The sequence below is a fragment of the Streptomyces sp. NPDC088745 genome (assembly GCF_044751045.1).
In the GTDB taxonomy this organism is placed as follows: Bacteria; Actinomycetota; Actinomycetes; order Streptomycetales; family Streptomycetaceae; genus Streptomyces; species Streptomyces cremeus.
Window position 1 is genome coordinate 157,828 of the sequence record NZ_JBIVLB010000008.1, and the last position, 24,550, is coordinate 182,377.

Below are 24,550 nucleotides of genomic sequence, written 5' to 3' on the forward strand. Positions count from 1 at the left end.
GGCCGAGGCGTGGTGAGCCGGGAGGCGGTGGGGTGCGGGTGAGGAGCCGGGGGCGGCCCGCGTCGGGGGTCAGGGTGCCGGGCGGGGGCCGGCCGGTGCCGGGGGTGCGGGCGGGGAGGGGGGCCGCCCGGCGGGGAGGGGGCCGTCCCGGGCGGCGTACCGGACTCGCCCGGTGCCTGTGGGGTGCCGCCGAGGCCGTCGTCACCTGCGGGGTCGTGCTACTGCTCCTCGTCGTGCACCAGGTGTGGTGGACGAACCGGGAGGCCCGGGCCGGGGCCCAGGAGGCCGTACGGTCCCTCGTGCGGGAGTGGGAGGACCCGGACGGCGGGGCGCCCGCCCCGGAGGGTCCGGGAGAGCAGGCACGTCCGGAACTCCCCGGGGACCTTCCCGAAGACCTCCCCGGCGGCCCTCCCGAGCAGACCGCCCCCGGCGGCCGGGCCGCCCCCCGCCCCCACCCCGTCGGCAAGGTCCCCCAGCCCCCCGACGCGCCCCGCTGGGACCAGGCGTACGCGGTGCTGCGCATCCCCGGGCTCGGCGTCGTCGCCCCCGTCGCCCGGGGCGTCGCCAAGCGCGGGGTCCTCGACAAGGGGTACGTCGGGCACTACCCCGGCACCGCCCTACCCGGCCGGGCCGGGAACGTCGCGCTCGCCGGGCACCGCAACACCCACGGCGAGCCCTTCCGGCGCCTCGACCGCCTGGGGAAGGGCGACGAGGTCGTCGTCGAGACGCGGGACGCGGTCCACACGTACGTCGTCAGCGGCGGCGTCCCGCAGACCTCCGCCCGGGACGTGGGCGTCATCGCCCCCGTGCCGCGCAGCGCGGTGCATCCCGGGCGCGGCTTCAGCGAGCCCGGCCACTACCTCACCCTCACCACCTGCACCCCCGAGTTCACCTCGACGCACCGCCTGGTGATCTGGGCGACGTTGGCCAGGACGACGCCGAAGTAGCGGCTAGGGTCACCCGCGTGGCGAGTGACGATCATCGTGAAGAAGGCCCGGGAACCCGGCGCGGGCGGCCGCAACTGCTGTGGCTGGCCGTCCCCTACGTCCTCCACCTCGGCGCGCTGCCCCTGGTGAACCGGGTGCGGCCCGTCGTGTTCGGGCTCCCCTTCCTGTTCGTGTGGCTGCTGGGAGCGACCCTGCTCACGCCCGTCGCCGTGTGGCTGACCTGGCGGGGGGACCACAGGCGATGAGTTCCGCAGCGGTGGCGACCTCCGTCTTCGGCGTCTTCATGGCCGCGACGGTCGGGCTCGGCCTGCTCGCCGTGCGCGGTCGCGGGGGCGGCCAGGGAGGGCTCGCCGAGTGGTCGGTCGGCGGGCGCAGCCTCGGGGCCGTCTTCATCTGGGTGCTGATGGCCGGCGAGGGATACACGAGCTTCAGCTATCTCGGCGCCGCGGGCTGGGGGTACAACTACGGGGCTCCCGTGCTGTACGTCGTGGCGTACATGTCCTGTGGTTACGCGGTCGGTTATGTCGTCGGGCCGATGCTGTGGAGTTACGCGCGCAGGCATTCCCTCGTCGGCATCACGGACATGGTGGCCCACCGGTACGGAAAGAAGTGGGCCGGGGCGCTCGTCGCGATTCTCGCCTCCGTTTTCCTGCTGCCGTACATCCAGTTGCAGATCACCGGAATGGGGGTGGTCGTGTCGACGATTTCGTACGGCGCCATCAGTCTCGACTGGGCGTACTTCATCGGCTTCGCGGTGACCGTCGGGTTCGTGGTCGTCAGCGGGCTGCGCGGAAGCGCCTGGGTCTCCGTGCTGAAGGACGTCCTGGTGATCCTCACCCTCGGATTCCTGGCCGTTTACGTGCCCCTCCACTATTTCGGCGGATACGAGAACTTCCTCGACCGGATCGTGACCGAGAAGGCGGACTGGCTCACGCTTCCCGGGCACGGGGAGAGCGGGTTCGGGCAGTGGTGGTTCATCACCACGTCGTTCCTGAACTCGCTGACGGTGGTCATCTTCCCGACCACCGTGGCCGGATATCTCGGCGCGAGGTCCGCCGACGGCCTGCGGCGCAACGCCATGTGGCTGCCCGCCTACAACGTGCTGCTCTTCGTGCCCATGCTGCTCGGCATGGCCGCGCTCTTCGTCGTCCCCGGGCTGACTGGCGCGGACTCCAACCTCGCCCTCTTCAAGCTGGTCGTCGACTCGCTGCCCGCCTGGCTGGTGGGGGTCGTCGGGGTCGCCGCCGCCCTCTCCTCGATCGTCCCGATGGCGGTGTTCATGCTGGTCATCGGCACGATGTGGGGACGCAGCGTGCTCGGGCCCATGCCCCGGTGGCGGGGGCGGGAGAAGACCGCGTCGCAGATCGTGGTGGTCGTCGCCGGGACCCTCGCGCTGGTCCTCACGTACACCGCGCCCACCACGCTCGTACGGCTCTCGCTCATCTCGTACGAGGGGATGGCCCAGCTCCTGCCCATGCTGCTGCTGGGGCTGCTGTGGCGGAAGATCACGCTCGCCGGGGCGCTCAGCGGGCTCGTGGTGGGGGTGGGGGCGGTGTGCGCGCTGGTGTTCACCGGGAACGACCCGCTGTGGGGGACCAACGCGGGAATGGTGGCGCTGGCACTCAACCTTCTGGTCGCGCTCGCCGTCTCCTACGGTGGGCCGGCCGACAGCGACGGCCGGCCCGACGACCAGGTGCTCGCCCGCGACCCGCTGGCGGAGCCACTGGCCAAGGACGCCGGACCCGTGGCACGCTGAGCCGCACCGTACGAGGAACAGAAACACCGTACGAGGAACAGAAAGAGGAGGGGTGGGAGTGGTCGGGAACGTGGCGCGTGCGCGCGGTGCGCTGCTGATGTTCTTCCTGCTCGCCCAGGTCCTCTTCGACCTCGGCGGCTTCGGCTTCGCGGGTGCCGTCGCGCTCGCCGCCACCGCCACCGCGGGCGCCGCGCTCATCGCCTGCGCGCTCCTCGCCGGGCGCACGGCCCCCGCCGTACCGCGGACGAAGGTGCGCACCGCCCTGCGCGACCGGGAACGGCGCACCGCCTTCCTCGCCCAGCGCGACCCCGACGCGGCGGGCCGGGCCCGCCCCAGGGCGCCGGGGCAGCTGTCTCCGACGGCCGCGTAGGGGACTCGTACACACACCGCCCGATCCGTGAGTGCCCCCTCGTGGGCCGTCTGCCGACGCGCGCTTTCGCGCGCTTCTCATCCTCGGTACGACGAGACCCCCGGAGGGCTCTTTCCGTGTTTTCCCTTTTCGCTTCCCTGGTCGAAATCCTCGCCCGTGTTCTTGAACCGCTGTTCGCCGCATCGGCGACGGCCGCCGCCATCGTCGTCTTCACGATGCTGGTGCGTATCGCCCTGCATCCGCTGTCCCGCGCCGCGGTGCGCGGTGAGAAGGCGCGGCAGGCGCTCGCCCCGAAGGTCGCCGCGCTGCGGAAGAAGCACGCGAAGGATCCCGAGCGGATGCAGAAGGCGATTCTCGCGCTGCACGCGGAAGCGAAGGTGTCGCCGTTCTCCGGAATACTGCCGATGCTGGTGCAGTTGCCGGTGTTCTTCGTCATGTACCACGTCTTCTCGTCGGCGGAGGTCGGCGGAGAGGCGAACGAACTGCTCGGGCACCGGCTTCTCGCCGCGCCGCTCGGCTCGCGGTGGAGCGACGCGCTGGCGCACGGCGGGGTGTCCGGTGCGCAGGGGCTCGTCTACCTCGCGCTCTTCGCGGTGATCGCGGGGGTGGCGACGTGGTCGTTCCGGCGGGCGCGGCGGAACGCGGCGGCTTCGGAGTTCGCGCAGATGGCGAGCGCGTCCGGGGGGACTCCGGGGGCCGGGATGTTCAAGTGGCTGCCGCTGCTGTCGTTCGGGACGGTCGTCACGGCGGCCATCGTGCCGCTGGCGGCCGGGCTCTACCTGGTGACGACGACGGCATGGACGGTCGCGGAGCGGGCCTGGCTGCAACGGGAGCGGCCCGTCGCGGGCGCCGCTTCGACCGGATGAGGGCTGTTTCGCGGCGTATGGGCGGTCGGTCCAGTCGGTGAACGAGGGCTTGCGGAGCGGGCGTCGACCTTGGAGGATCGAACAATTCTCCGGTGGCCGGGCCGCGGCGTGCGAGCGGTCGGGTTGGGCGCGACCTTCGACCACAAGGAGATCGTCAGTATGAAGCTGCTGCGTGTGGGGCCCGTCGGTGCGGAACGCCCGGCGTTGCTCGACGAGGACGGCGTGACCGTACGGGACCTGTCCGGGGTCGTGACGGAGATCGACGGAGCCCTGCTCGCCGACTCCGCCGCGCTGGAGCGTGTCCGCGCGGCCGCGCGGGCGGGAACGCTACCCGTGCTGGACACGGCCGGACTGCGGATCGGGGCGCCGCTGGCGCGGATCGGCAAGGTCGTGTGCGTCGGGCTGAACTACTTCGACCACGCGAAGGAGGTCGGGGCGGAGATTCCGGCGGAGCCGATCCTCTTCCTGAAGGCCCCCGACACGGTCGTCGGCCCGAACGACACCGTCCTGGTGCCGCGCGGCAGCGTGAAGACGGACTGGGAGGTCGAGCTGGCCGTCGTCATCGGGCGGACCGCGCGGTACGTGGAGAGCGCGGAGGCCGGTCTGTCGTACGTCGCCGGGTACGCGACCTCCCACGACGTGTCCGAGCGGGAGTGGCAGATCGAGCGGGGCGGGACCTGGGACAAGGGCAAGAACTGCGAGACGTTCAACCCGCTGGGGCCGTGGCTGGTGACGGCGGACGAGGTGCCGGACCCGCAGGGGCTGACGGTACGGCTGTGGGTGAACGGGGAGCTGAAGCAGGACGGGACGACGGCGGAGCAGATCTTCGGGGTGGGGGAGGTGGTGCGGTACGTGTCCCAGTTCATGACGCTGTACCCCGGGGACGTGATCAACACGGGGACGCCGGCGGGGGTGGCGATGGGGCAGCCGGAGCCGAAGCCGTTCCTCCGGGAGGGGGATGTGGTGGAGCTGGAGGTCGAGGGGCTGGGCCGCCAGCGCCAGCCCCTGAAGGGCGCCTGAGGCCCCTTCAGGGGCGCGGGGAACTGCGCGACCAGCCACGACGGATCTGCACGGGAACCGTTCCCCTTGGCCGCGCGGCGAGCGCTTTAGGGAAAGGGGCGGGTCCGGGGCCTCTCTGCCCGAGCCGGGCGGGGCTGCCTGACCCGGTGCCGGGGCTGAGCTCTTGGCCTTGGCAGAGACTCTTGCCCCGCACAGGCGCTCACGCGAGGGGCGGCACCCGGGTGGGCCGGGAGCGGGAGGGGCCGCCCCCTTGCCCGCCCGTCCCGCCCCCTTGGGGCGGCCCCGTCGCCCAAGGGGGCGGGGGTGACAGGGCGGCTGCGCAAGCCCAAGGGGGGCGGGGGCGGCAGGGTAGCTGTGAAGGCCCAAAGGGGCGAGGGTGGAGGGGCCCCGGGTCCCCGGGGCTCAGGGGAGAGGGACCACGGTTCCCGTCGTGGCCGAGTGCCTGGCCGCCTCCAGGACCGCGAGCGTGCCCGCCGCCTCCCCCGCCGTGACCGGCGGCGCCCCTCCGCTCAGGAGAGCCTGCGCGACCCCCGCGTAGTAGGCGCGGTAGTCACCCGGGACGGTGGGGACCGGCGTGCCGCCCCCCGTGAGCGGGGACTCCCCGGCGCCCAGCCGCCCCCAGAGTTCCTCGGGCTCCTCGCCCCACGCCTCCGGGTCCGACGGCCGCCTGCCCTCCCGCAGCGCCGCCTCCTGCGGGTCGAGGCCGTACTTCACGTACCCGGCCCGTGATCCGAGGACCCGGAAGCGCGGCCCGAGCTGGGCCGTCGTCGCGCTCACGTAGAGGTGGGAGCGGACCCCGCCCGCATGGGTGAGCGCGATGAAGGTGTCGTCGTCCGCCGCCGCGCCGGGACGGCGGACGTCGGACTCCGCGTACACCTGGGTGACCGGACCGAAGAGGGTGAGCGCCTGGTCGACGACGTGGCTGCCCAGGTCGTACAGGAGCCCCCCGATCTCCGCCGGGTCGCCGGACTCGCGCCAGCCGCCCTTCGGCTGCGGCCGCCACCGCTCGAAGCGGGACTCGAAGCGCTGTACGTCGCCCAGCTCGCCCTTCTCGACGAGTGCGCGCAGGGTGAGGAAGTCGTTGTCCCAGCGGCGGTTCTGGAAGACGGAGAGCAGCAGTCCCCGCTCCTCGGCGAGCGCGGCCAGCTCGCGGGCCTCGGCCGCGGTGCCGGCGAGCGGCTTGTCGACGACCACCGGCAGCCCCGCCCCCAGGGCGGCCCGCGCCAGCGGTACGTGCGTCTTGTTCGGGGTGGCGACGACCACCAGGTCCAGCTCGGCGGCCCGCGCCCACACCTCGTCCGGTGAGCCGGCGAACGAGACGTCCGGGAACTCCTCCCGGGCCTGTGCCCTGCGCTCCTCGTTCGAGGTGACGACCGTGTCGAGCACCAGGCCCTCGGTCGCCGCGATCATCGGCGCGTGGAACACGGAACCGGCCAGCCCGTATCCGAGCAGTGCCACTTTCAGGGGTGCGGCGGAAGACGGATCGGACGAGGTGGGAGCAACTGTGGACGTCATGGTTTCCACTTAAACAACACGCCTGGACAAGTGCAAAAAGGACCCGGAACGCCTCCTCGGGTTCTCCAGGGTTCCGGGCTGCCGCACGAGACGTCTCTCCGCTATTCACACGGGCGGAAAATAGGCTGATGGAGGGGCTTTCGCGCCGAATTGGGCCATACGGGTGTGCGGCGCTGTGAGCGCGGGCCGCCGACGGGGCAGGTACACCGAGGCATGCCCGACCCCCGGGACCGGACCGCGCGCACGCGACCGTCCGCTCCGCCGTCCGGCCCCGCGACCAGAAGGACCCCGCCCATGCGACTGCGTGACGCACTCGTCCTGACAGTCGCCGCCGCCACCCTCGCCGCGGCACCGGGCGCGATCGGGTCCGCCGCCGCCCTCCCGCCGCGCCCCCACCCCCAGGAAGCCGCGGCCCCGAGACTCCTCGCGGCCGGTGCGCGGCCGACCGCCACCCCCGTCTGCGGCGACCCGGGCAGCGCCGGCTTCCCCCTCACCACCCGCATCCACCGGGCCCCCGCCGCCTATCGCGCCGGCGGCGACAGCGCCGCCTGGGACCTGGACCTCGCCAACACCACCGACAGGCCGTGCGCGGGCGTGCACCCCGTACTCGTCCTCGTCGACGAGGCCCGCACCCTGCGCCCCGAACACATCGCCGCCGCCTTCCACGCGGACGGCGCCTGGCACCGCGTCCCCTTCGTCCGCACCGACCACGACGAACTCATCGGGGTCTTCGCCGAGGACCTCCCCGGTTTCGCCGTGGGACCGGGAGGGACGCACACCGTACGGGTGCGGCTCGGGTTCGCCGAGGGGGCGCGGGCCACCGGCGTCGTCGCCAACGCGGCGATCGTGCAGCGCGACGGCGACGACGGCGACTGGGTCGGTCAGTCCGACGACTACCGGTTCGCCGTCACCGACTCACCCGAGCCCGAGCCCGAGCCCGAGCAGGAGCAGGAGCAGGAGAGCGGTGACGCGGCGGACGCCGACAGCGTGCGCCGGCTCGCCCAGTCGGGTCCGGGCCCCCTGCTCGGACTCGGGGGCACCGCCGTCGCCCTCCTCCTCGGCGGCGGCGCGCTCGTGGCGGGTTCCCGCCGGACGCGCGCACCCGCGCGGCGCTGAGCAGCCGCCCCCGCCGCCCGCCGCCCGCCGCCCGGTCGCCCTGCCGTCCCCGCCGCCCGGCGGGCCGGCTCCCCGTACACCGTCGTCTGCGACGATCCCTGTCGTGGACTACCCGAACACGCACCACCAGGACCCCGGCGCGCCCGTCCGGTCCGGCATCCCGGAGCACGGACGCATCCCCAAGTACTACGCCGTGAAGGCCCGTCTCGCCGAGCTGCTCGGGGAGTTGGCCGAGGGCGAGCCGCTGCCCACCGAACGCGATCTCGCCGTCCGGTACGAGGTCGCCCGGGACACCGTGCGCCAGGCCCTGCGCGAACTGCTGCTGGAGGGGCGGGTGCGCCGGCAGGGGCGGGGCACGGTGGCCGCCGGTCCGAAACTGGAGCAGCCCCTGGCGTTGGCCAGTTATACAGAAGGCGTACGCCGGCAGGGCCGCCGCCCGGGCCGCAACCTGATCGGCCTGGAACGCTTCCCCTGCCCCGCCGCCCTCGCCCCGGACGTCGGCGTACGGCCGGGCGCACCGGTCTGGCACCTGGAACGGGTGCTGCTCGCCGACGACGAGCGGGTGGGGCTGGAGAGCTGTTACGTCGCGGTGGAGCGCGTCCCGCGTCTCGACGTGGACTTCGCACCCGACTCCTCCTTCTACGCCTACCTCGGCGATGAGGTCGGGATCGGCCTGGGGAAGGCGGGGGAGCGCATCGAGACCGTCCTCGCCACCCCGCGCGAGGCGCTGCTGATCGGCACCCCGCCCGCCCTGCCGATGCTGCTGCTGCACCGGTGGACGCGCGACGTGACGGGCCGGCCGCTGGAGCGGGTGCGGACGCTCTTCCGGGGCGACCGGTTCAGCTTCTCCACCCAGCTCGGCGGCTAGCGGGCCGGGGTGGCGCGGCGCGGTAACCCCGAGGTGTTTTGGTAACGAAAGCATAACGGGTCTGGGCCAGCCTTGGGGGGCTGTTCACCATGCCGTTGCCGGGCGGATTCGGCCGCGTCACCCGTCCCGAGGACCGTGGCGGCCGTGAGAGTCATAGTTGTTGGAGCCGGCGTGGTGGGAACCATGCACGCCTGGCACGCAGTGGAACGCGGCCACGAGGTCGTACAGATCGAGCGCGAGAGCGAGGCACGCGGCGCGAGCCTGCGCAACTTCGGCCAGATATGGGTCAGCGGGCGGGCCGGTGGCGAGGAACTCGACACCGCGCTGCGGGCCCGCGAACTGTGGGAGGGCATCGGGGCCCGCGTCCCCGGCCTGGGCTTCCGGCCCAACGGATCGCTCACCCCGGTCCGCACCGCACTCGAACTCGCCGTGGCCGAGGCGGCGCTGACCCGCGACGACGCCCCGGCGCGCGGCTACAAGCTGCTCACCGCCGACGAGGCGCGGGGTCTCAACCCCGCCCTGCGCGGCGACTTCCGCGCCGCCCTGTGGTGCGAGCGGGACGCGGCCGTCGAGCCGCGCACCGCGCAGCTCGCCCTCAAGGAGGCCCTGCTGGCGTCCGGGCGGTACACCTTCCTCGGCGGGCGTGAGGTCCGTGAGGTGGTCGGCGACGCCGCCGTCCGCGACGACCACGGCGACGTGCACCGGGGCGACGCCGTCGTGCTCTGCACCGGCGCCTGGCTCGGCGGACTCGTCCGCGAGCTGGCCCCCGAACTGCCGGTGCGCCGGGTGCGCCTGCAGATGATGCAGACCGAGCCCCTCGGCGAGACCCTCACCACCTCCGTCGCCGACGCGGACAGCTTCCGCTACTACCCGGCGTACGCGGGCGGGGCCCTGGACGCCCTCAACGCCGGGCAGGACCAGACGCCCACCGCCGCCGCCCACAGGATGCAGCTCCTCATGGTGCAGCGCCGGGACGGCGGACTGACCATCGGCGACACCCACGAGTACGAGCACCCCTTCCGCTTCGATCTGGAGGAGGAGCCGTACGAGCACGTCGCAGCCGTGGCGGAGAGCTTCCTGGGCCGTCCGCTGCCGAGGATCCGACGGCGCTGGGCCGGGGTGTACGCCCAGTGCGTCGACACCGGCCGCGTCGTGCACCGGCAGCAGGTGCGGGGCGGCGCCTGGCTGGTGACCGGGCCGGGCGGGCGCGGGATGACCTGCTCGCCCGCCATCGCCGAGCAGACCGCGAACGAACTGGGCTGGTGACGGGAAACATGAGCAGCAACCGCGTGAACCTCGTCGTACTCGACATGGCCGGCACCACCGTCGCCGACGGCGGCCTCGTCGAGCAGGCCTTCGCCGCGGCCGCCGAGAAGCTCGGCGTCGTGGCCGGGACGGCCGACTTCGACAGCAAGCTGGACTACGTCCGCGCCACCATGGGCGAGTCCAAGATCTCCGTCTTCCGGCACCTCTTCGCCGACGAGGCGAAGGCCCAGCGGGCCAACACCGCCTTCGAGGAGGCGTACGGGGACCTGGTCGACGGCGGCCGGATCGCCGGCCTCCCCGGGGCGCGGGAAACCGTCGAGCGACTGACCGCCGACGGCCGTACCGTCGTCCTGACCACCGGGTTCGCCCGGGTCACCCAGGACGCGATCCTCACCGCGCTCGGCTGGCAGGACCTGGTGGAACTCACCCTGTGCCCCGCCGACGCCGGCGGCCGGGGCCGCCCCTACCCGGACATGGTGCTCACCGCGTTCCTGCGCACCGGCGCGGTGGCGTCGGTCGCCGACGTGGCCGTCGTCGGCGACACCTCGTACGACATGCTCAGCGGCACACGGGCCGGGGCGGGCGTCGTCGCCGGGGTGCTGACCGGCGCGCACGGCCGCACCCGGCTGGAGGCGCACGGGGCCGGTCACGTGCTCGGCTCCGTCGCCGAACTCCCCGGCCTGCTCGCGGAGCTGGGACGATGAGCAGCGGCATCCGCTTCGACGCGGTGTCGGTGGCGTACGGGAAGAACGTCGTCCTGGACCGCCTCGACCTGACCGTCGAACCCGGCGAGGTCATGGCGCTGCTCGGGCCCTCCGGCTCCGGCAAGACCACCGCGCTGCGGGCGGTCGCGGGCTTCGTGAAGCCGGCCTCCGGGCGCGTCTTCATCGGGGACCGGGACGTCACCGCGCTGCCCCCGTACCAGCGGGGCATCGGGATGGTCGTCCAGAGCTACGCGCTCTTCCCGCACCTGCGGGTCGAGGACAACGTGGCCTTCGGGCTGAAGGCGCAGAAGGCCGACAGGGCCGGGATTCCGGCGCGGGTCGCCGAGGCGCTGGAGATGACCGGGATGGCGTCCTACGCCCGGCGCCACCCCCGGGAGCTGTCCGGCGGCCAGCAGCAGCGCGTCGCCATCGCACGGGCGTTGGCGATCCGGCCGGGGGTGCTGCTGCTGGACGAGCCGCTGTCGGCGCTGGACGCGCAGCTCAGGTCCGGGATGCTGGCCGAACTGGCCCGGCTGCACCGGGAGTTGCCCGACGTGTCGATCCTCTACGTCACGCACGACCAGGTCGAGGCGCTGACGCTGGCGGACCGGATCGCCGTCATGGACAAGGCGCGGCTCCAGGACTGCGGAACCCCGCAGGAGCTGTACCGGCGGCCCCGGACGGAGTTCACGGCGTCCTTCGTGGGCAACGCGAACCTGCTGCCGGTGGAGGTGGGCCCGGGGGGAGTCCGCTTCGACGGGATCGAGCTGACGGTCGACACCGGGAGCCTGTCGGCCGGGACCACGGCCACGCTGTGCGTCAGGCCGCACCTGGTCGGGCTCGGGGAGGGGCCGAACGCCCTGCGCGGGACGGTCGGCGAGGTGCAGTGGCGGGGGTCCACGCACCGGCTGTACGTGGACGTCGCCGGGGGGCGGCACCGGGTCAAGGCGGATGTGCGGGAGCTGCGGGAGACACCGGCGCTCGGGTCGGACGTGGTCCTCCACTTCGCGGCCGAGGACGCGGTGCTGCTCGGGGCGGGGGTGTCCGGTGGCTGAGGCCGACGTGGACCGGGGCCCGGCCCCCGCCGCCCCGGCGGGCGGCCGGACCGCCCCGGGGGCGGAACGGCGGGGCATCCGGACGGCCTCCGGCGAGGCCGCGTCCCCCCGCACCGGGACGGCCCCCGGGGAAGCCGCACCTCCCCGCACCGGTGCGCCTCCCGGCCCGCCCCCGCGCACCTCGCGCGGTGTCCCCCGCTGGGTGTGGGCCCTGCCGCCGGTGGCCGTGCTGGCGCTGGTGTTCCTGTACCCGCTCGCCCTCGTCGTGCGGCAGTCGTTCACCTCGGACACCGGCGAGGTCTCCCTCGCCCCCTACGGTGACGTCTTCGCCTCCGAGGCGTTCCGGGAGGCGTTGACCACCACCGTCTGGCTCGCGCTCGGCGCGACCGCCGGATGCCTCGTCCTCGGCTTCGCCCTGGCGCTGGTCATCGCCTTCGTGCCCTTCCCCGGCGGGAAGGCCGTCGCGAAGTTCATCGACGTGTTCCTGTCCTTCCCGTCCTTCCTCATCACGCTCGCCCTGCTGTTCGTCTACGGCACCGTGGGCATGGCCAACGGGGTCTGGACCGGGGTGACCGGAGCCGCCGAGGGGCCCTTCCACTTCCTCACCACCCCCTGGGGCGTCCTCCTCGCGGAGATCACGTACTTCACGCCCTTCGTGATGCGCCCGCTGCTCGCCGCGTTCTCCCAGATCGACCCCGCGCAACTGGAGGTCGCCTCCTCCCTCGGGGCGCGGACCTGGCGGATCGTGCGGCAGGTGATCCTGCCCGAGGCGCTGCCCGCGCTCGCCGCCGGCGGAGCGCTCGTCCTGGTGATGTGCCTCAACGAATTCGGGATCGTGCTCTTCACCGGGGCGAAGGGCGTGACGACCCTGCCGATGCTCGTCTACGGCAAGGCGATCCTGGAATCCGACTATCCGGCCGCCTGCGTGGTCGCCGTCGTCAACATCGCGATATCCGTGGGACTCTACGGAACGTACCGGGTGGTGAGCCGTCGTGTTGGTGCATAGCCGCACCGGGAAATGGGCGACCTGGGCCGTCTTCCTCCTCCTCTTCCTTCCGCTGTTCGCCCTGCCCCTGCTGGTGATCCTCGCCGCGTCCTTCGCCACCCACTGGTCCGGCGCCTTCCCGTCCGGGCCGACCGTCGAGAACTACGGGGCGGCCGTGCGCGGCGAGTCCCTCCAGGCGCTGACCACCAGCCTCGTCACCGCGCTCGCCGCCAGCGTCCTCGCGCTGGTCCTCGGGAGCTGGGCGGCGCTCGCCGCCGCCTCCTTGCGGAAGGGCGGGAAGCGGGTCCTGGACGCCCTGTTCATGCTGCCGGTCGCGGTGCCGTCGGTGGTCGTCGGACTCGCGGTGCTGGTCGCCTTCTCCCAGCCGCCGTTCCTGCTCAACGGCACCCGCTGGATCGTCATCCTGGCGCACACCGTTCTTGTCACGGCGTTCGCCCACCAGTCGGTCTCGGCCGCGATCGTACGACTGGACCCGATGTACGAGCAGGCCGCCGCCTCCCTGGGGGCCCGGCCCGCGTACGTCCTGTGGCGGGTGAAGCTGCCGCTCCTGCTGCCGTCCCTGAACGCGGCCGCCGGACTCTGCTTCGCCCTGTCCATGGGCGAGCTGAGCGCCACGATGATGCTCTACCCGCCGGACTGGATGCCGCTGCCGGTGCAGATCTTCACCGCCACCGACCGGGGCTCCCTCTTCGCCGGATCGGCCGTCGCGGTCGTCCTCATGGGCACCACGCTGCTCGTCCTGCTCGCGGTCTCCCGCATCCGCACCAAAGCCTCCTTCCGCTGAGCCCCCTCCCGCCGACCCCTGCCCTGGAGACACGAAACGCCATGCACCGCACCCTCAAGCCGCTCGCCGCCGTCACCGGCAGCCTCGCCCTCGCCGCCTCCCTCTCCGCCTGCGGCGGGTCCTCCGCCGCCTCCTCCGACGAGAAGACCGTCACCGTCTACAGCGCCGACGGCCTCAAGGGCGAGAAGGGCGACGGCTGGTACGACAAGGTCTTCAAGGACTTCGAGAAGAAGACCGGCATCAAGGTCAAGTACGTGGAGGGCGGCTCCGGCGAGATGGTGCAGCGCGCCCTGCGCGAGAAGTCCAACACGCAGGCCGACGTCATCGTCACGCTGCCGCCGTTCATCCAGCAGGCCGACTCCAAGGGGCTGCTCCAGGCGTACAAGCCCGTCAACTCCGACATGGTCGAGCCCGCCAACAAGTCAGCCGACGGCAAGTGGACCTCCGTCGTCAACAACTACTTCGGCTTCATCAAGAACAAGAAGGAGCTCCCCGGCGACAGCCCCGAGACCTGGCAGGACCTCCTCGACCCCAAGTTCAAGGGCAAGATCCAGTACTCGACGCCGGGCGTCGCGGGCGACGGCACCGCCGTCGTCATCAAGGCCATGCACGACTTCGGCGGCAAGGACGCCGCGATGGCGTACCTGAAGAAGCTCCAGGCCAACAACGTCGGTCCGTCCTCCTCGACCTCCAAGCTGGCGCCCAAGGTCGACAAGGGCGAGATCCTGGTGGCCAACGGCGACGTGCAGATGAACTTCGCGCAGTCCAAGTCCGCCCCCAACCTGGGCATCTGGTTCCCGGCGCGGGCGGACGGCGTCAAGCCCACCACCTTCGCGCTGCCGTACGCCGCGGGTCTCCTCGACAAGGCCCCGCACGCCGAGAACGGCAAGAAGCTCCTCGACTTCCTGCTGTCCGACGCGGCCCAGCAGGAGGTCAGCTCCATCGGCGGCGGCTTCCCGTCCCGCGCGAACGTCCAGCCGAACGACGCCAACGCCCGCGCACTCGGCCGGATCCTCGACGGCGTCGACGTCTTCACCCCGGACTGGGCCGACATCGACAAGAACCTCAAGGAGTACGTCGACGCCTGGAAGACCGCCACCGGCAGCTGACCCGGACGCCGCCGGCAACCGTCCGGCCGCGCTCCGCCCCGAAGATCCGGACCCGGCGCTCTGATCACATGAAGGTAACGGGTCTGGTCCATACCCTCACGCCCCCGGGGGAGCCCCGACGCCCCGGGGGCGGTGCGCCGCCCCCACCCTCGCCCCCGCCCCCTGCTCCCCGCCCACGCGCCACCCGTCTCCCTGGAGAAAGACATGCCCCGAGGCATCCCGCGCCGCGCCGTCCTGCTCGGCGCCGCCGCCGTCGCCGCCACGGCGGGCCCGCTCGCCGCCACCGCCCGGGCGGCCAGGACTCCGAAGGTGCTGGTCATCGGCCTGGACGGGGCGATGATCCGCCGGATCAAGGACGCCGACACCCCGCACCTGGACGCGCTGATGGCCGCCGGGATCACCGCGCCCTCCAGCATCTACAGCAACCCGATGGCGCCGACCTCCTCCGGCCCCGGCTGGACCACCCTCATCACGGGCGTGTGGCCGGACAAGCACAAGGTGGTCGACAACGACTTCACCGGCCACGACCTGGCCCGGTACCCGGACTTCCTGACCCGCGCCGAGACCGCCGATCCGGCCCTGAAGACGTACGCGGTGGCGTCCTGGAACCCGGTCACCGACGTCATCTTCTCCGCGAAGGTCGACCAGCGGGTCTCCACCCCGTCCGCCGAGTACGACACGGGCACCACCCGGCGCGCCGTCGCCCGGGTCGCGACCGACGTCGACGCGGTCTTCGTGCACCTCGACAACGTCGACCACGCGGGCCACGGCCACGGCAGCGCCAGCCGGCAGTACCTGGACGCGCTGCACGCGGCCGACACCCAGGTGGGCGAGATCCTCACCGCCGTGCGGTCCCGTCCGACGTACGCCGGCGAGGACTGGCTCGTCATGATCACCGCCGACCACGGGCACACCGCGGCCGGCGGCCACGGCGGCGACAGCTGGGACGAGCGCCAGACTTTCCTGATCGCCACCGGCGCCGGCCTGCCCGCCGGCGTCACCCGCCACGACGTGAGGATGCCCGACGTCGCCGTCTCCGCCCTGCACCACCTGGGCGTCGCGATCAGCCCCACCTGGAACCTGGACGGCCGCCCCGTGCAGCAGCCCGTCCCCGACGCCTTCGACGCGCTGCGCGGCTCGCTCCGCCAACGCGTGGACGAGACCGGGATCGGCACGGACGTCCTCGGCTTCACCCATGTCGCGCCCAGCGGCTGGTCCGTGGACAACTCCCGGATGGGCACGGGCGGCGTCACCGAGTGGCGCGGCTGGTCCTTCACCACCGACGAGTTCTGGACCAGGGCCGAGAAGGGCCAGCAGCGCGAGCTGAACGTCCGGGCCCGCAACGTCTTCGCGGTCTGCGACGGCGACGAGTGGGCCGACAAGACCTTCACCGGCGCCTTCGACTCGACGCTGGTCAGCCCGGAGTTCCCGGTGACCCCGGGGGCGTCGGCCACCCTCACGTACACGACGTACTACCGCCACGAGTCCCCGCAGCGGGCCGAGGTCCTCGTCGCCTACGGCGACGCGGCCCCGGTCGCGGTGAAGACGTACACCGCCGACACCCCGTCCCGCGTCGAGAGGATCACGCTCCGGGTCCCGGCGGGCGCCACCACCGCCCAGGTCCGCTTCCGCTACACCGGCGGCAACAACTGGTACTGGACGATCGACGGCGTCTCCGTCACCGCCTGAGACTAGGCTGGGGGCGTGCACAGGGTTGTGCGCGCCCCTTGTCTCATGTGTGTACGTACGGCGGGAGTCCCACCAGATGGCAGAGCGCAAGCCGATCGAGTCCTGGCTCACCGACATGGACGGAGTCCTCATCCACGAGGGCGTCCCGATCCCCGGCGCCGACGCCTTCATCCGCAGGCTCCGCGACACGGAGAAGCCCTTCCTGGTCCTGACGAACAACTCCATCTACACCGCCCGTGACCTGCACGCCCGCCTCGCCCGGATGGGCCTGGACGTGCCGGTGGAGAACATCTGGACCTCGGCGCTGGCCACCGCCCAGTTCCTGGACGACCAGCGCCCCGGCGGCACCGCGTACGTCATCGGCGAGGCGGGCCTGACCACCGCCCTGCACGACATCGGGTACGTCCTCACCGACCACGAGCCCGACTACGTGGTCCTCGGCGAGACCCGTACGTACTCCTTCGAGGCCCTCACCAAGGCGATCCGCCTGATCAACGGCGGCGCCCGCTTCATCTGCACCAACCCCGACGAGACCGGCCCCTCCGCCGAGGGCCCGCTGCCCGCCACCGGCGCCGTCGCCGCCCTGATCACCAAGGCGACCGGCAAGAAGCCGTACTTCGCGGGCAAGCCCAACCCGCTGATGATGCGCACCGGCCTCAACGCCATCGGCGCGCACTCCGAGACCAGCGCCATGATCGGCGACCGGATGGACACCGACGTGCTGGCCGGTCTGGAGGCCGGGATGGAGACCTTCCTGGTCCTCACCGGGCTCACCGGCAAGGACGACATCGACCGGTACCCGTTCCGGCCGTCCTGGGTGGTCGACTCGATCGCGGACCTGGTCGAGCGCGTCTGAGCCGACCCCCCTTATCACCCGCGGGGGCCCGTACGGCGCAGTGACGGGCCCCTGCGGATGCGCAATCACCCCCATGCGTGGATCTTCTGAAGTACCAGGAGGTTCACTATGCGCTCAGCACGACTCACCCTGTGTGCGGGTGCGGTGTTCGCGGCGGTACTCGCCCCCGCGCCCATCGCCCTCGCCGCAGCCGGACCGGCCGCACCCGCGCCGGCCGCCGTGGCCAACAATGACGAGTCCCACGGCACCGTCACCGTCACCCCGTCCACCGTCGCGGCCGGCGGGGAGGTGGATCTGCGGGTCGACGTGTGCGAGGGCAGGAAGGCCATCGGCACATCGGAGGCGTTCTCCTCGCCCGCCCACTTCAGCCCCGCCGCCGACGGCGGTCTCTTCGCCGAGGCCCACATCCGTTCGGACGCGAGGGGCCGCGACTACGGCATCACCGTCAAGTGCAAGGACGGCTCCGGCTCCGCCAACGGCAACGTCACCGTCGTGCACCACCGGGTCGACCCGACCGCCCCGGTCCGCGCGGGCGGCGGCGGCACCGCACTGGCCGCCGAGTCCGCGGGACCCGGCACCCGGCACACCCTGATCGGCCTCGGCCTCGCGGGTGCGGCGGCGGTCGCCGTCGCGGCCCGGTCGGCGCGCAAGCGCCGCAACGGCACGCACTGACGGCGCCGGGAACCCGGGACCGTCCGTCCCTCGACACGCACAGGGGAGTGACATGACCACCGACCGAGCGCCCGGCAAGGGCCGCGCCCTGACGGGCACCGCCTGGGCGGTGCTGCTCCTCGGACTGTGGCTGTGGGGCCGCGACATCACCGACGCGCCGGGCGGCCGGGCCGCACCGACCACCGGTGACGTGGCCGCGGTGGGACGCCCACTGCTGCAGGTCGAGCTCCCCGAGGCGCACGAACCGGTCGCGGGCGTGCGCCCGGCCCGCGTGGAGATCCCCTCGCTCGGCATCACCGCCCCCGTCAGCGCCCGCGGGCTCGACGGGACGGGGGCGGTCGATCCGCCGCCGTACGACCGGCCCCGCGAGGTCGGCTGGTTCCGGGACGGCGCCCGCCCCGGCGCGAGCGGGGTGGCGCTGATGGTCGGGCACGTGGACACCCGGAGCAAGCCGGCCGTCTTCTACGGCCTCAGCTCCGCCCGCCCCGGCGAGCGGGTCGAGGTCACCGCGGCGGACGGCTCCGTGACCGAGTTCACCATCGACGACGTCCAGGTCTTCAGCCGGGACAGGTTCGACGCGAAGAAGGTCTACGGCCCCCGCGAGGACGGCCGCGCCGAGCTGCGGCTGATCACCTGCGGCGGCACCTACGACCACGAGGCCAAGCACTACACGGCTAACGTGGTCGTCTCCGCCTACCTGACGGACGCCGCGGAGGCCCCGGCCAGGTCCTGAGCGCCGCCGGGGGAACCCGCCCCCGCCACCACCGCCGTTCGCCGCGGGCACCTGGCCCGGCCGACTGCTCGCTCCCCCCGGAGCTGTCGGCCGGGCCGGTCCTCGACCGCGTGCGCACGAACTGCGGGAGAAGCCCGGCGCCGACGCGGGAGGCCGGGTGGCAGAGCCGACTCGGACGCCCGGGCCGGGGGCCGGGGCCGCATTCCCACTGTAGAGCGGCCAAGCCCCGTTCTCCAGAGGGTTTCTGACGTGAAGTCACGGAAAGGCCGCAGGGCGTGTCCCGGGCCGCGGGCCCGGCTGCCGCCGGGTCCGCCGTGCGGGCCCCGCGCCGCCGCCGCGTGCCCGGGGCGGGCCGCCGGGCCGAAGAAGCAGGTTGCGCGGGGTGTGCCGGCGTCCGTACGAACGGGAACGCACCGAGTGGGGCACACGTTCCATGTGGAAGGATTGGATTCGACCGGCTGTGTCCGGGCAGGGGCGGCTGGGGGGCTGCCTCGGGAACTTCTTTCATCTTCGAGACAGTCAGTCACTTTGAGACGTTCATTCATTTCGAGCAGTCACTTCGAGACGGTCAGTCCTCGGCAGGCGCCCAAGGGGGAGTCGATGTACGGCAGTAACAACGGACGTGTGCGCACACTCGGGGCGGTGGTGGTGGGGGCCGCCCTGCTCCTGACGGGCTGCACCTCGGACGGCGGCGGCGACGCCGGGGGCGCCGGCGGCGAGGCCCCGATCACGCAGCTCCCCAAGGGCGACGACCCGTACTGGGTCAATCCGCAGGCCAAGGCCGCCAAGGCGCTCGCCGAGGAGGGCGACCCGGCCAAGAAGGAACTGATCAAGAAGATCGCCCAGCAGCCGGCCGGTGAGTGGCTGATCCCGGAGAACGCCAAGGAGCAGGCCCAGGGCTTCACCGAGGCCGCCGCCAAGGCCGACCGCGAGGCCATCCTCGTCCTCTACAACATCCCGCACCGTGACTGCGGCCAGTACTCCGGCGGCGGCGCCGCCGACGGCGACGCGTACCGGAAGTTCGTCAAGGAGGTCGCCGAGGGCATCGGCGACCGCCCGGCCACCGTCATCCTGGAGCCGGACGCGGTGCTGCACATGGTCGACTCCTGCACCCCGGGGAAGTTCCACGAGGAGCGCTACGACCTCCTCAAGGGCGCCATCAAGACCCTCAAGCAGCAGCCGAAGACCAAGGTCTACCTGGACGCGGGCAACGCGGGCTGGGGCAAGCCGGACCAGATCTTCGAGCCGCTGAAGTGGTCGGGCGTCGACCAGGCCGACGGCTTCTCGGTGAACGTCTCGAACTACTACACCACCGAGGCCAGCAAGAAGTACGGCAAGGAGCTCTCGGCGAAGGTCGGCAACAAGCCCTTCGTGATCGACACCAGCCGCAACGGCAACGGCCCGTACACCAAGGGCGACCCCAAGGAGCGCTGGTGCAACCCGCCGGGACGCGCCCTCGGCGAGGCCCCCACCACCGAGACCGGCGATCCGCAGGTGCACGCCCTGCTCTGGGTGAAGCGCCCCGGCGAGTCCGACGGCACCTGCAAGGGCGGCCCGGAGGCCGGCCGCTGGTACGGGGACTACGCGCTGGGCCTGGCCAAGAACGCCAAGTAGGTCCCGTACGGGAAAGCAGCCGGAAAGCAGCCGGGAAGCGGCCGGGAGAACAGTAAGGGGCGCCCTCCAGGGAGGGCGCCCCTTACGCGTGCCTACTGCCGGATGCCTACTGGACGTCCACCCAGACCGCCTCGGAGGGCGTGCCTTGGTCGTCCGTCACGAAGAGCATGTAGTACCCGGAGGGCACCAGCGCGCGGTTCTTCGGGACGGTGACGGAGACGCCGTCGGCCGTCTTCTTGAACTCCAGCGCGATGCTGCGCTGGTCCATGTCGGTCATGTGCGTCACCGCGCTCGGCCGCATCAGCTTCGCCGTCTTGATGGACGAGGCCTGCGCGGACTTGAAGGTGGCGGTGGCGCCCCGCTTGATCTCCTTGGGTCCTTCGGTCAGCTTCGGCCGCGAGTCCCGGTAGAGGTAGGGCGGGGTGTAGATCTCGATGCGCTGCTCGAAGACGCCCGGCCGGGTGTTGGCCTTGTCCGAGAACAGGGAGTCCGAGCCCGCGCTCATCACCCGGCCGTCGGGCAGCAGCACCGTCTGCGAGTGGTAGTTGCGGCCCACGTTCGGGTCGGCGACCTGCTTGAACTTGTTGGTCTTCGGGTCGTAGATGCGCGCCTCCTTGACGTTGGAGTCGCTGCGACCGCGGTAGTCCTCCGAGCCGCCGGACACCAGCACGGTGTCGTCGGGCAGCAGGGACGCGCTCGGGTACCGGGTGCCCTTGGCCAGCGAGGGGCCGTCCTTGAAGGCCGGGTTCGGCTCGGTGGCGTCGACCAGGCGGGTCTTCTCGCTGGACTTCTCCGACTCGCCGACCCCGCCGCCGCCGATGACCATGAACTTCTGGTCCTGCGCCGGGGGCAGCATGACCGAGGCCGAGGTCTCCAGCTGGTCCGGGTCGCTCATGCCCGGGATCTTCTGGAACTTGTTGTTGGACAGGTCCCAGATGCCGGGGTCACGGCCGACGTCGGCCGGGCCGTACCCGGCGTTCGAGCCGGTGTAGATCAGCTTGCCGCTGCCCAGCAGGAAGAGCGACGGGTACGTCGGCAGCCGCCGCTCGAAGCCCGTGTACTTCCAGGTCTTCGTCTTCGGGTCGTAGATCTCGTCCTTGCCCGGGACGATCTGGCCGATGTCGTCCAGGCCCGAGGTGGCCAGGACCTTGCCGTCCTTGAGCGTGGTGAGCGAGGGGTACCAGCGGGCCTCGTTCATCGGGTCGACGGTGATGTACTTCTCCGCCACCGGGTCGAACTCGTAGGCCTCCCGGATGCCCTGGAAGTCCTTCTTGTCCAGCGCGAGCTTCTCGGCGACGCCGTAGGTGTTCTGGGCTTCCTTGCCGGTCAGCGAGGGGATCGCGTAGTTGTCCTGGGCGCCCGACTCGTACTGCTTGCCGGACTGCTGCGCCTCGACGTAGGTGCGTCCCAGGCCCGCCTCGGTGCGCAGGAACTTGCCCTTGTTGGGCCCGGAGGTGGCGAAGACCTTCTTGGCCTTCTCCACCAGGACCGGGTCCTTGGAGACGAACGTCTTGCCGTTCTTCTTGCCCTTGAAGACGGTCCCGGCGGGGATGGTGATCGGCTTGTCCGGGTTCTCGTTGTGCACCACCATCAGGCCGCCGGCCTTGGTGACGTCGCCTTCGAGCTTCTCGTACCGCTTGGTGCCGCCGGCGACGAGCAGCTTGCCGTCGCCCAGCTGCGTGTGACCCGAGCAGAACATGTCCTTCGGGGTCTTGATCATCTTGTACGTGTTGTTCTTCGGGTCCCACAGGACCGACTCGAACTTGCCCGCGTCGAAGTTCTTCTGGTTGTTGCCGGAACCCGCGATGAGCAGGACCTTGCCGGTGTGCAGCAGTGCCGAGTGAATCGTGTTGATCTTGAACTTGGTCGGGACGTCCAGGAAGTCCCAGTGTCCGTTCTCCGCCTTGTACTCGGGGCGGTTGATCTTGTACTCGTGGTACTGCTCCGACCCGAAGCGGTACAGCGCGGGCCCGTTGAACGCCGCCACGGCGACGACCACGGCCGCCGTGATGGAGAGTCGCTTGGCCCGGCGGCTCGGACGGAAACTCATTTCTTACGTCCCCCAAGGGAAGAAATCTGCATGGTCTGGTCGGCCGGGGCCCAGCTCGGCCGCTGCTGCGGTGCGTGGCCGCCGTCGCCGTACTGACCCGGGTACTGACCCTGGTTCTGGCCCGGGAAGGCCTGCTGGTCGCCGTACTCCGGGGCGCCGCCCGCGGAACCGGGACCCTGCTGCGGGCCGGGCCTGCCGTTCTTCTTCTCCATCCGCATGCCGATCCGCCAGGCGATGATCGGCGCCGCCGTGACGAGCATGGCGAGCGTCGCCCAGGTGACCATCGCCGGGTGCGAGTGGCCGCGCCAGAACGAGACGCCGATGGAGCCCGCGAAGATCGCGATGAAGAACAGGTGGATGCGGAAGGTGCCGAAGAGGGTGTCGGGGCTGGCCGACTCGCCCTTGGGCGTCACCACGAAGCTGGACTTGCGGCGCAGCACGGAGTCCATGAGGGCGCGCGCGTACAGCGGCGCGGACATCGCGGACATCGCCATGCCGGCCAGACCGCCGGAGCCCTCGGGCTCGTGCGGGGAGACGTTGTGGCGGCGGTTCCAGATGTAGAGGCCGACCTGGAGGGCCGAGGCGTTGCCGTACAGCATCATCCAGATGACCGGGTCGATCTGGACGCCCGAGGCGCCCATGCCCAGGAACAGCGCACAGGAGAGCGCGGCCAGGATCCAGTTCATGGCGGACATCGGGTAGAAGATGATCATCATCGTGTAGTTGAAGAGCTTGCCGGGGGGAAGCGTGCCCCAGCCCCTCCAGTACTGCTTGAGGATCGTCTCGTAGGTGCCGCGCGACCAGCGGAGCTGCTGGGTGAAGAAGTCCGTCCAGGCGGACGGGCCCTCGCCGACGGCCAGCACGTCCGGGGTGTAGACCGAGCGCCACTTCTTGCCCGTCGCCGGGTTCTTGGCGCGGTGGATCTCGAAGCCGGTCGCCATGTCCTCGGTGATCGAGTCGTACAGACCGCCGATCTGCTTCAGCGCCTTGATGCGCACGGCGTTGGAGGTGCCGACGAACATCGGCGCGCCGTAGCGGTTGCCCGCGCGCTGGATCAGGGCGTGGAAGAGGAACTGCTGCGACTCGGCGGCCTTGGTGACGAAGGAGTCGTAGTTGCCGTAGACCTGCGGGCCGATGACGAAGCCGACGTCCGGGTCGCGGAAGTAGCCGAGCATGCGCTCCAGGTAGTTCGGGAGCGGGATGTGGTCGGTGTCGACCGAGGCGAAGTAGTCGTAGTCGTCGCCGTGCGCGTCCAGCCACGCGTTGTAGTTGCCGTGCTTGGTCTTGGCGCGGTGCGGACCCTTCTTCTGGTTCCACTTCGCGACGCCCTTGCGGGAGAAGTGGTGCACGCCGAGGCGCTCGCAGACGGCCTTGACCTCGGGGTCGTCGCCCTCGTCGAGCAGCCAGATGTGCAGCAGGCCCCGGTGGCGGATCTTGACGGCCGCCTCCAGGGTCTTGGTGACCATCTCCAGCGGCTCCTTGCCGGGCACGAAGGAGGTCATAAAGGCGACCCGGGTGCCGGACTCGGGGACGACCGGGATCGGGTCACGGGCCACCAGGGTGGCGTGCGCGTTGGAGATCACGTTCATCGTGCGGAAGAGCTCGATGAGGCCGATCGCCACGAGCATGACGACGTCGAGCGCGCGCAGCAGGTCGTCCTGCAGGTTCGGGTCGCGGTCGGTCCAGTGGCCCGGCTGCATCAGCCAGATGAAGAGACCGAGGGAGAGCAGCGGGGCGGCGCCGAGGAGGAGCGCGGCACGTATGCGGTGCGGCTCCTGGGAGATCAGCGAGCGGTACTGGACCTTGTACGGCCTGGAGGGGTCCGGCTGGGTCAGCGGACCGGCCAGCCGGCTGTAGTGCTCGTAGTCGTACTTGGGCAGCGCCTTCTGCTGTCGGCGCCCCTGTCCGCCGGACGGAGGCGGCGGAACCCGCAGCTGCGTCGTCTGGGTGGGGTCGTGGGTAGGGTCGTGGTACTGCCCGGCGCCGCTCGGCGTCGACGTCATGAGTCATCCCCCCGCACGCAAGACTGGCTGCGTGAGTTCGTAGGTCTCTTCGCTCGCTGGCGGTCCCCCTCGACCGTCCCGAACGCATCCATGGGCAGGCCGCCATCACCACAGACACAGGACGACAACCTTCCGGTTGCATGATGCCCGCCCTGACATCGGTCGGCGAAAGGGGCCCCTCTCCATTCTGGGGGAGGGGCACGCTGACGCGTCCCGCATGGCCCGGCCGTCCCCCCGTCGGCTGTCCGAGCCTCAACTCGGCGAACCGTCCGCCCCATTGGAGCCACTGGCTCCAGGATAGATTCCCCGACTCTTCATGTGATCGCAAGGGTCGCTGATCGCACGGGTCGCCGGGACCCGGGGCGGGCCCGGGGAGGGCCCGGACCCGTGGGAACGACCGAGACCCTCCCACCGGTGGTGGGAGGGTCTCGGTTGCGCGTGCGCCGCCAGGGACTCGAACCCCGGACCCGCTGATTAAGAGTCAGCTGCTCTAACCAACTGAGCTAGCGGCGCCTGCTGACATCGAGAACTCTACCGGATGTTCGAGAGTG

The 24,550-nt window shown here is 71.7% G+C and carries 22 protein-coding genes and 1 tRNA gene; 19 read left to right on the plus strand and 4 right to left on the minus strand.

Features of this window, described 5'->3' with window-relative positions; all coding sequences use genetic code 11:
• Positions 1 to 215 precede the first annotated feature (215 nt).
• The 6 genes from ACIP93_RS22205 to ACIP93_RS22230 all read left to right on the plus strand — a co-directional run bounded on the left by ACIP93_RS22205 (position 216) and on the right by ACIP93_RS22230 (position 4,959).
• Positions 216 to 947, plus strand: a complete 732-nt coding sequence (locus tag ACIP93_RS22205) for a class E sortase (protein ID WP_401761177.1) — start codon at positions 216 to 218, stop codon at positions 945 to 947.
• Between the two features lie 17 nt (positions 948 to 964).
• Positions 965 to 1,192, plus strand: a complete 228-nt coding sequence (locus tag ACIP93_RS22210) for a DUF3311 domain-containing protein (protein ID WP_345222640.1) — start codon at positions 965 to 967, stop codon at positions 1,190 to 1,192.
• Positions 1,189 to 2,703: a sodium:solute symporter gene (locus ACIP93_RS22215; RefSeq protein ID WP_401761179.1), complete on the plus strand. Its 1,515-nt coding sequence runs from the start codon at positions 1,189 to 1,191 to the stop codon at positions 2,701 to 2,703. The genes ACIP93_RS22210 and ACIP93_RS22215 overlap by 4 nt, the downstream gene beginning before the upstream one ends.
• A 97-nt stretch (positions 2,704 to 2,800) precedes the next feature.
• Entirely contained in the window at positions 2,801 to 3,073 is a 273-nt protein-coding gene (locus ACIP93_RS22220; protein WP_345226438.1) for a DUF6412 domain-containing protein, read from the plus strand.
• A gap of 116 nt (positions 3,074 to 3,189) precedes the next feature.
• Positions 3,190 to 3,939: a YidC/Oxa1 family membrane protein insertase gene (locus ACIP93_RS22225; RefSeq protein WP_401761180.1), complete on the plus strand. Its 750-nt coding sequence runs from the start codon at positions 3,190 to 3,192 to the stop codon at positions 3,937 to 3,939.
• A gap of 159 nt (positions 3,940 to 4,098) precedes the next feature.
• Positions 4,099 to 4,959 carry a fumarylacetoacetate hydrolase family protein gene (locus tag ACIP93_RS22230; protein WP_401761182.1) on the plus strand — a complete coding sequence of 287 codons (861 nt, stop codon included), beginning with the start codon at positions 4,099 to 4,101 and terminating at the stop codon, positions 4,957 to 4,959.
• 402 nt (positions 4,960 to 5,361) lie between these two features.
• On the opposite strand, the gene ACIP93_RS22235 is transcribed toward ACIP93_RS22230, so the two are convergent.
• Positions 5,362 to 6,474 carry a Gfo/Idh/MocA family oxidoreductase gene (locus tag ACIP93_RS22235; protein WP_401761183.1) on the minus strand — a complete coding sequence of 371 codons (1,113 nt, stop codon included), beginning with the start codon at positions 6,472 to 6,474 and terminating at the stop codon, positions 5,362 to 5,364.
• A 294-nt stretch (positions 6,475 to 6,768) separates the two neighbouring features.
• On the opposite strand from ACIP93_RS22235, the gene ACIP93_RS22240 reads away from it, so the two are divergent.
• From ACIP93_RS22240 to ACIP93_RS22300, 13 genes are all read left to right on the plus strand, one after another.
• The gene (locus ACIP93_RS22240) at positions 6,769 to 7,590 is read left to right on the plus strand and encodes a hypothetical protein (RefSeq protein WP_401761185.1); all 822 of its coding nucleotides are present in this window, start codon (positions 6,769 to 6,771) and stop codon (positions 7,588 to 7,590) included.
• Between the two features lie 103 nt (positions 7,591 to 7,693).
• The gene (locus ACIP93_RS22245; RefSeq protein WP_401761186.1) at positions 7,694 to 8,458 is read left to right on the plus strand and encodes a GntR family transcriptional regulator; all 765 of its coding nucleotides are present in this window, start codon (positions 7,694 to 7,696) and stop codon (positions 8,456 to 8,458) included.
• Between the two features lie 144 nt (positions 8,459 to 8,602).
• Entirely contained in the window at positions 8,603 to 9,724 is a 1,122-nt protein-coding gene (locus ACIP93_RS22250) for a TIGR03364 family FAD-dependent oxidoreductase (protein WP_345222655.1), read from the plus strand.
• 8 nt (positions 9,725 to 9,732) lie between these two features.
• Positions 9,733 to 10,428, plus strand: a complete 696-nt coding sequence (locus ACIP93_RS22255) for a phosphonatase-like hydrolase (RefSeq protein ID WP_401761189.1) — start codon at positions 9,733 to 9,735, stop codon at positions 10,426 to 10,428.
• Positions 10,425 to 11,483, plus strand: coding sequence for an ABC transporter ATP-binding protein (locus ACIP93_RS22260; RefSeq protein ID WP_401761191.1), 1,059 nt, complete (start codon positions 10,425 to 10,427; stop codon positions 11,481 to 11,483). Before ACIP93_RS22255 ends, ACIP93_RS22260 begins: the two co-directional genes overlap by 4 nt.
• A gap of 76 nt (positions 11,484 to 11,559) precedes the next feature.
• The gene (locus ACIP93_RS22265; protein WP_401761401.1) at positions 11,560 to 12,489 is read left to right on the plus strand and encodes a 2-aminoethylphosphonate ABC transporter permease subunit; all 930 of its coding nucleotides are present in this window, start codon (positions 11,560 to 11,562) and stop codon (positions 12,487 to 12,489) included.
• The gene (locus ACIP93_RS22270; RefSeq protein ID WP_401761192.1) at positions 12,476 to 13,273 is read left to right on the plus strand and encodes an ABC transporter permease; all 798 of its coding nucleotides are present in this window, start codon (positions 12,476 to 12,478) and stop codon (positions 13,271 to 13,273) included. Before ACIP93_RS22265 ends, ACIP93_RS22270 begins: the two co-directional genes overlap by 14 nt.
• Positions 13,274 to 13,314: 41 nt before the next feature.
• Positions 13,315 to 14,382, plus strand: coding sequence for a 2-aminoethylphosphonate ABC transporter substrate-binding protein (locus ACIP93_RS22275; RefSeq protein ID WP_345222664.1), 1,068 nt, complete (start codon positions 13,315 to 13,317; stop codon positions 14,380 to 14,382).
• A 204-nt stretch (positions 14,383 to 14,586) separates the two neighbouring features.
• Positions 14,587 to 16,071, plus strand: a complete 1,485-nt coding sequence (locus ACIP93_RS22280; protein ID WP_401761194.1) for an alkaline phosphatase family protein — start codon at positions 14,587 to 14,589, stop codon at positions 16,069 to 16,071.
• A 76-nt stretch (positions 16,072 to 16,147) separates the two neighbouring features.
• Positions 16,148 to 16,927 carry an HAD-IIA family hydrolase gene (locus ACIP93_RS22285; RefSeq protein WP_345222668.1) on the plus strand — a complete coding sequence of 260 codons (780 nt, stop codon included), beginning with the start codon at positions 16,148 to 16,150 and terminating at the stop codon, positions 16,925 to 16,927.
• A gap of 108 nt (positions 16,928 to 17,035) precedes the next feature.
• Positions 17,036 to 17,599: a hypothetical protein gene (locus tag ACIP93_RS22290; RefSeq protein ID WP_401761196.1), complete on the plus strand. Its 564-nt coding sequence runs from the start codon at positions 17,036 to 17,038 to the stop codon at positions 17,597 to 17,599.
• Between the two features lie 52 nt (positions 17,600 to 17,651).
• On the plus strand, positions 17,652 to 18,332 hold the full coding sequence (locus tag ACIP93_RS22295; protein ID WP_345222672.1) for a class F sortase: 681 nt from the start codon (positions 17,652 to 17,654) through the stop codon (positions 18,330 to 18,332).
• Between the two features lie 600 nt (positions 18,333 to 18,932).
• A complete protein-coding gene (locus ACIP93_RS22300; protein ID WP_401761197.1) occupies positions 18,933 to 19,946 on the plus strand; it encodes a glycoside hydrolase family 6 protein in 1,014 nt (337 codons plus the stop codon).
• A 106-nt stretch (positions 19,947 to 20,052) separates the two neighbouring features.
• On the opposite strand, the gene ACIP93_RS22305 is transcribed toward ACIP93_RS22300, so the two are convergent.
• From ACIP93_RS22305 to ACIP93_RS22315, 3 genes are all read right to left on the minus strand, one after another.
• Complete coding sequence (locus ACIP93_RS22305) at positions 20,053 to 21,996, minus strand: galactose oxidase-like domain-containing protein (protein WP_345222678.1); 1,944 nt, start codon at positions 21,994 to 21,996, stop codon at positions 20,053 to 20,055.
• A complete protein-coding gene (locus tag ACIP93_RS22310) occupies positions 21,993 to 23,999 on the minus strand; it encodes a cellulose synthase catalytic subunit (protein ID WP_345222680.1) in 2,007 nt (668 codons plus the stop codon). The genes ACIP93_RS22305 and ACIP93_RS22310 overlap by 4 nt, the downstream gene beginning before the upstream one ends.
• Before the next feature lie 439 nt (positions 24,000 to 24,438).
• Positions 24,439 to 24,512: transfer RNA gene (locus ACIP93_RS22315), tRNA-Lys, on the minus strand.
• Positions 24,513 to 24,550: the final 38 nt, after the last annotated feature.

Coding starts and splice junctions, on each gene's coding strand:
- ACIP93_RS22310 (WP_345222680.1), bottom strand. CDS start 23,999: ATGACGTCGACGCCGAGCGGCGCCGGGCAGTACCACGACCCTACCCAC.
- ACIP93_RS22285 (WP_345222668.1), top strand. CDS start 16,148: ATGGCAGAGCGCAAGCCGATCGAGTCCTGGCTCACCGACATGGACGGA.
- ACIP93_RS22255 (WP_401761189.1), top strand. CDS start 9,733: ATGAGCAGCAACCGCGTGAACCTCGTCGTACTCGACATGGCCGGCACC.
- ACIP93_RS22290 (WP_401761196.1), top strand. CDS start 17,036: ATGCGCTCAGCACGACTCACCCTGTGTGCGGGTGCGGTGTTCGCGGCG.
- ACIP93_RS22230 (WP_401761182.1), top strand. CDS start 4,099: ATGAAGCTGCTGCGTGTGGGGCCCGTCGGTGCGGAACGCCCGGCGTTG.
- ACIP93_RS22260 (WP_401761191.1), top strand. CDS start 10,425: ATGAGCAGCGGCATCCGCTTCGACGCGGTGTCGGTGGCGTACGGGAAG.
- ACIP93_RS22280 (WP_401761194.1), top strand. CDS start 14,587: ATGCCCCGAGGCATCCCGCGCCGCGCCGTCCTGCTCGGCGCCGCCGCC.
- ACIP93_RS22220 (WP_345226438.1), top strand. CDS start 2,801: ATGTTCTTCCTGCTCGCCCAGGTCCTCTTCGACCTCGGCGGCTTCGGC.
- ACIP93_RS22215 (WP_401761179.1), top strand. CDS start 1,189: ATGAGTTCCGCAGCGGTGGCGACCTCCGTCTTCGGCGTCTTCATGGCC.
- ACIP93_RS22240 (WP_401761185.1), top strand. CDS start 6,769: ATGCGACTGCGTGACGCACTCGTCCTGACAGTCGCCGCCGCCACCCTC.
- ACIP93_RS22295 (WP_345222672.1), top strand. CDS start 17,652: ATGACCACCGACCGAGCGCCCGGCAAGGGCCGCGCCCTGACGGGCACC.
- ACIP93_RS22275 (WP_345222664.1), top strand. CDS start 13,315: ATGCACCGCACCCTCAAGCCGCTCGCCGCCGTCACCGGCAGCCTCGCC.
- ACIP93_RS22235 (WP_401761183.1), bottom strand. CDS start 6,474: ATGACGTCCACAGTTGCTCCCACCTCGTCCGATCCGTCTTCCGCCGCA.
- ACIP93_RS22305 (WP_345222678.1), bottom strand. CDS start 21,996: ATGAGTTTCCGTCCGAGCCGCCGGGCCAAGCGACTCTCCATCACGGCG.
- ACIP93_RS22300 (WP_401761197.1), top strand. CDS start 18,933: ATGTACGGCAGTAACAACGGACGTGTGCGCACACTCGGGGCGGTGGTG.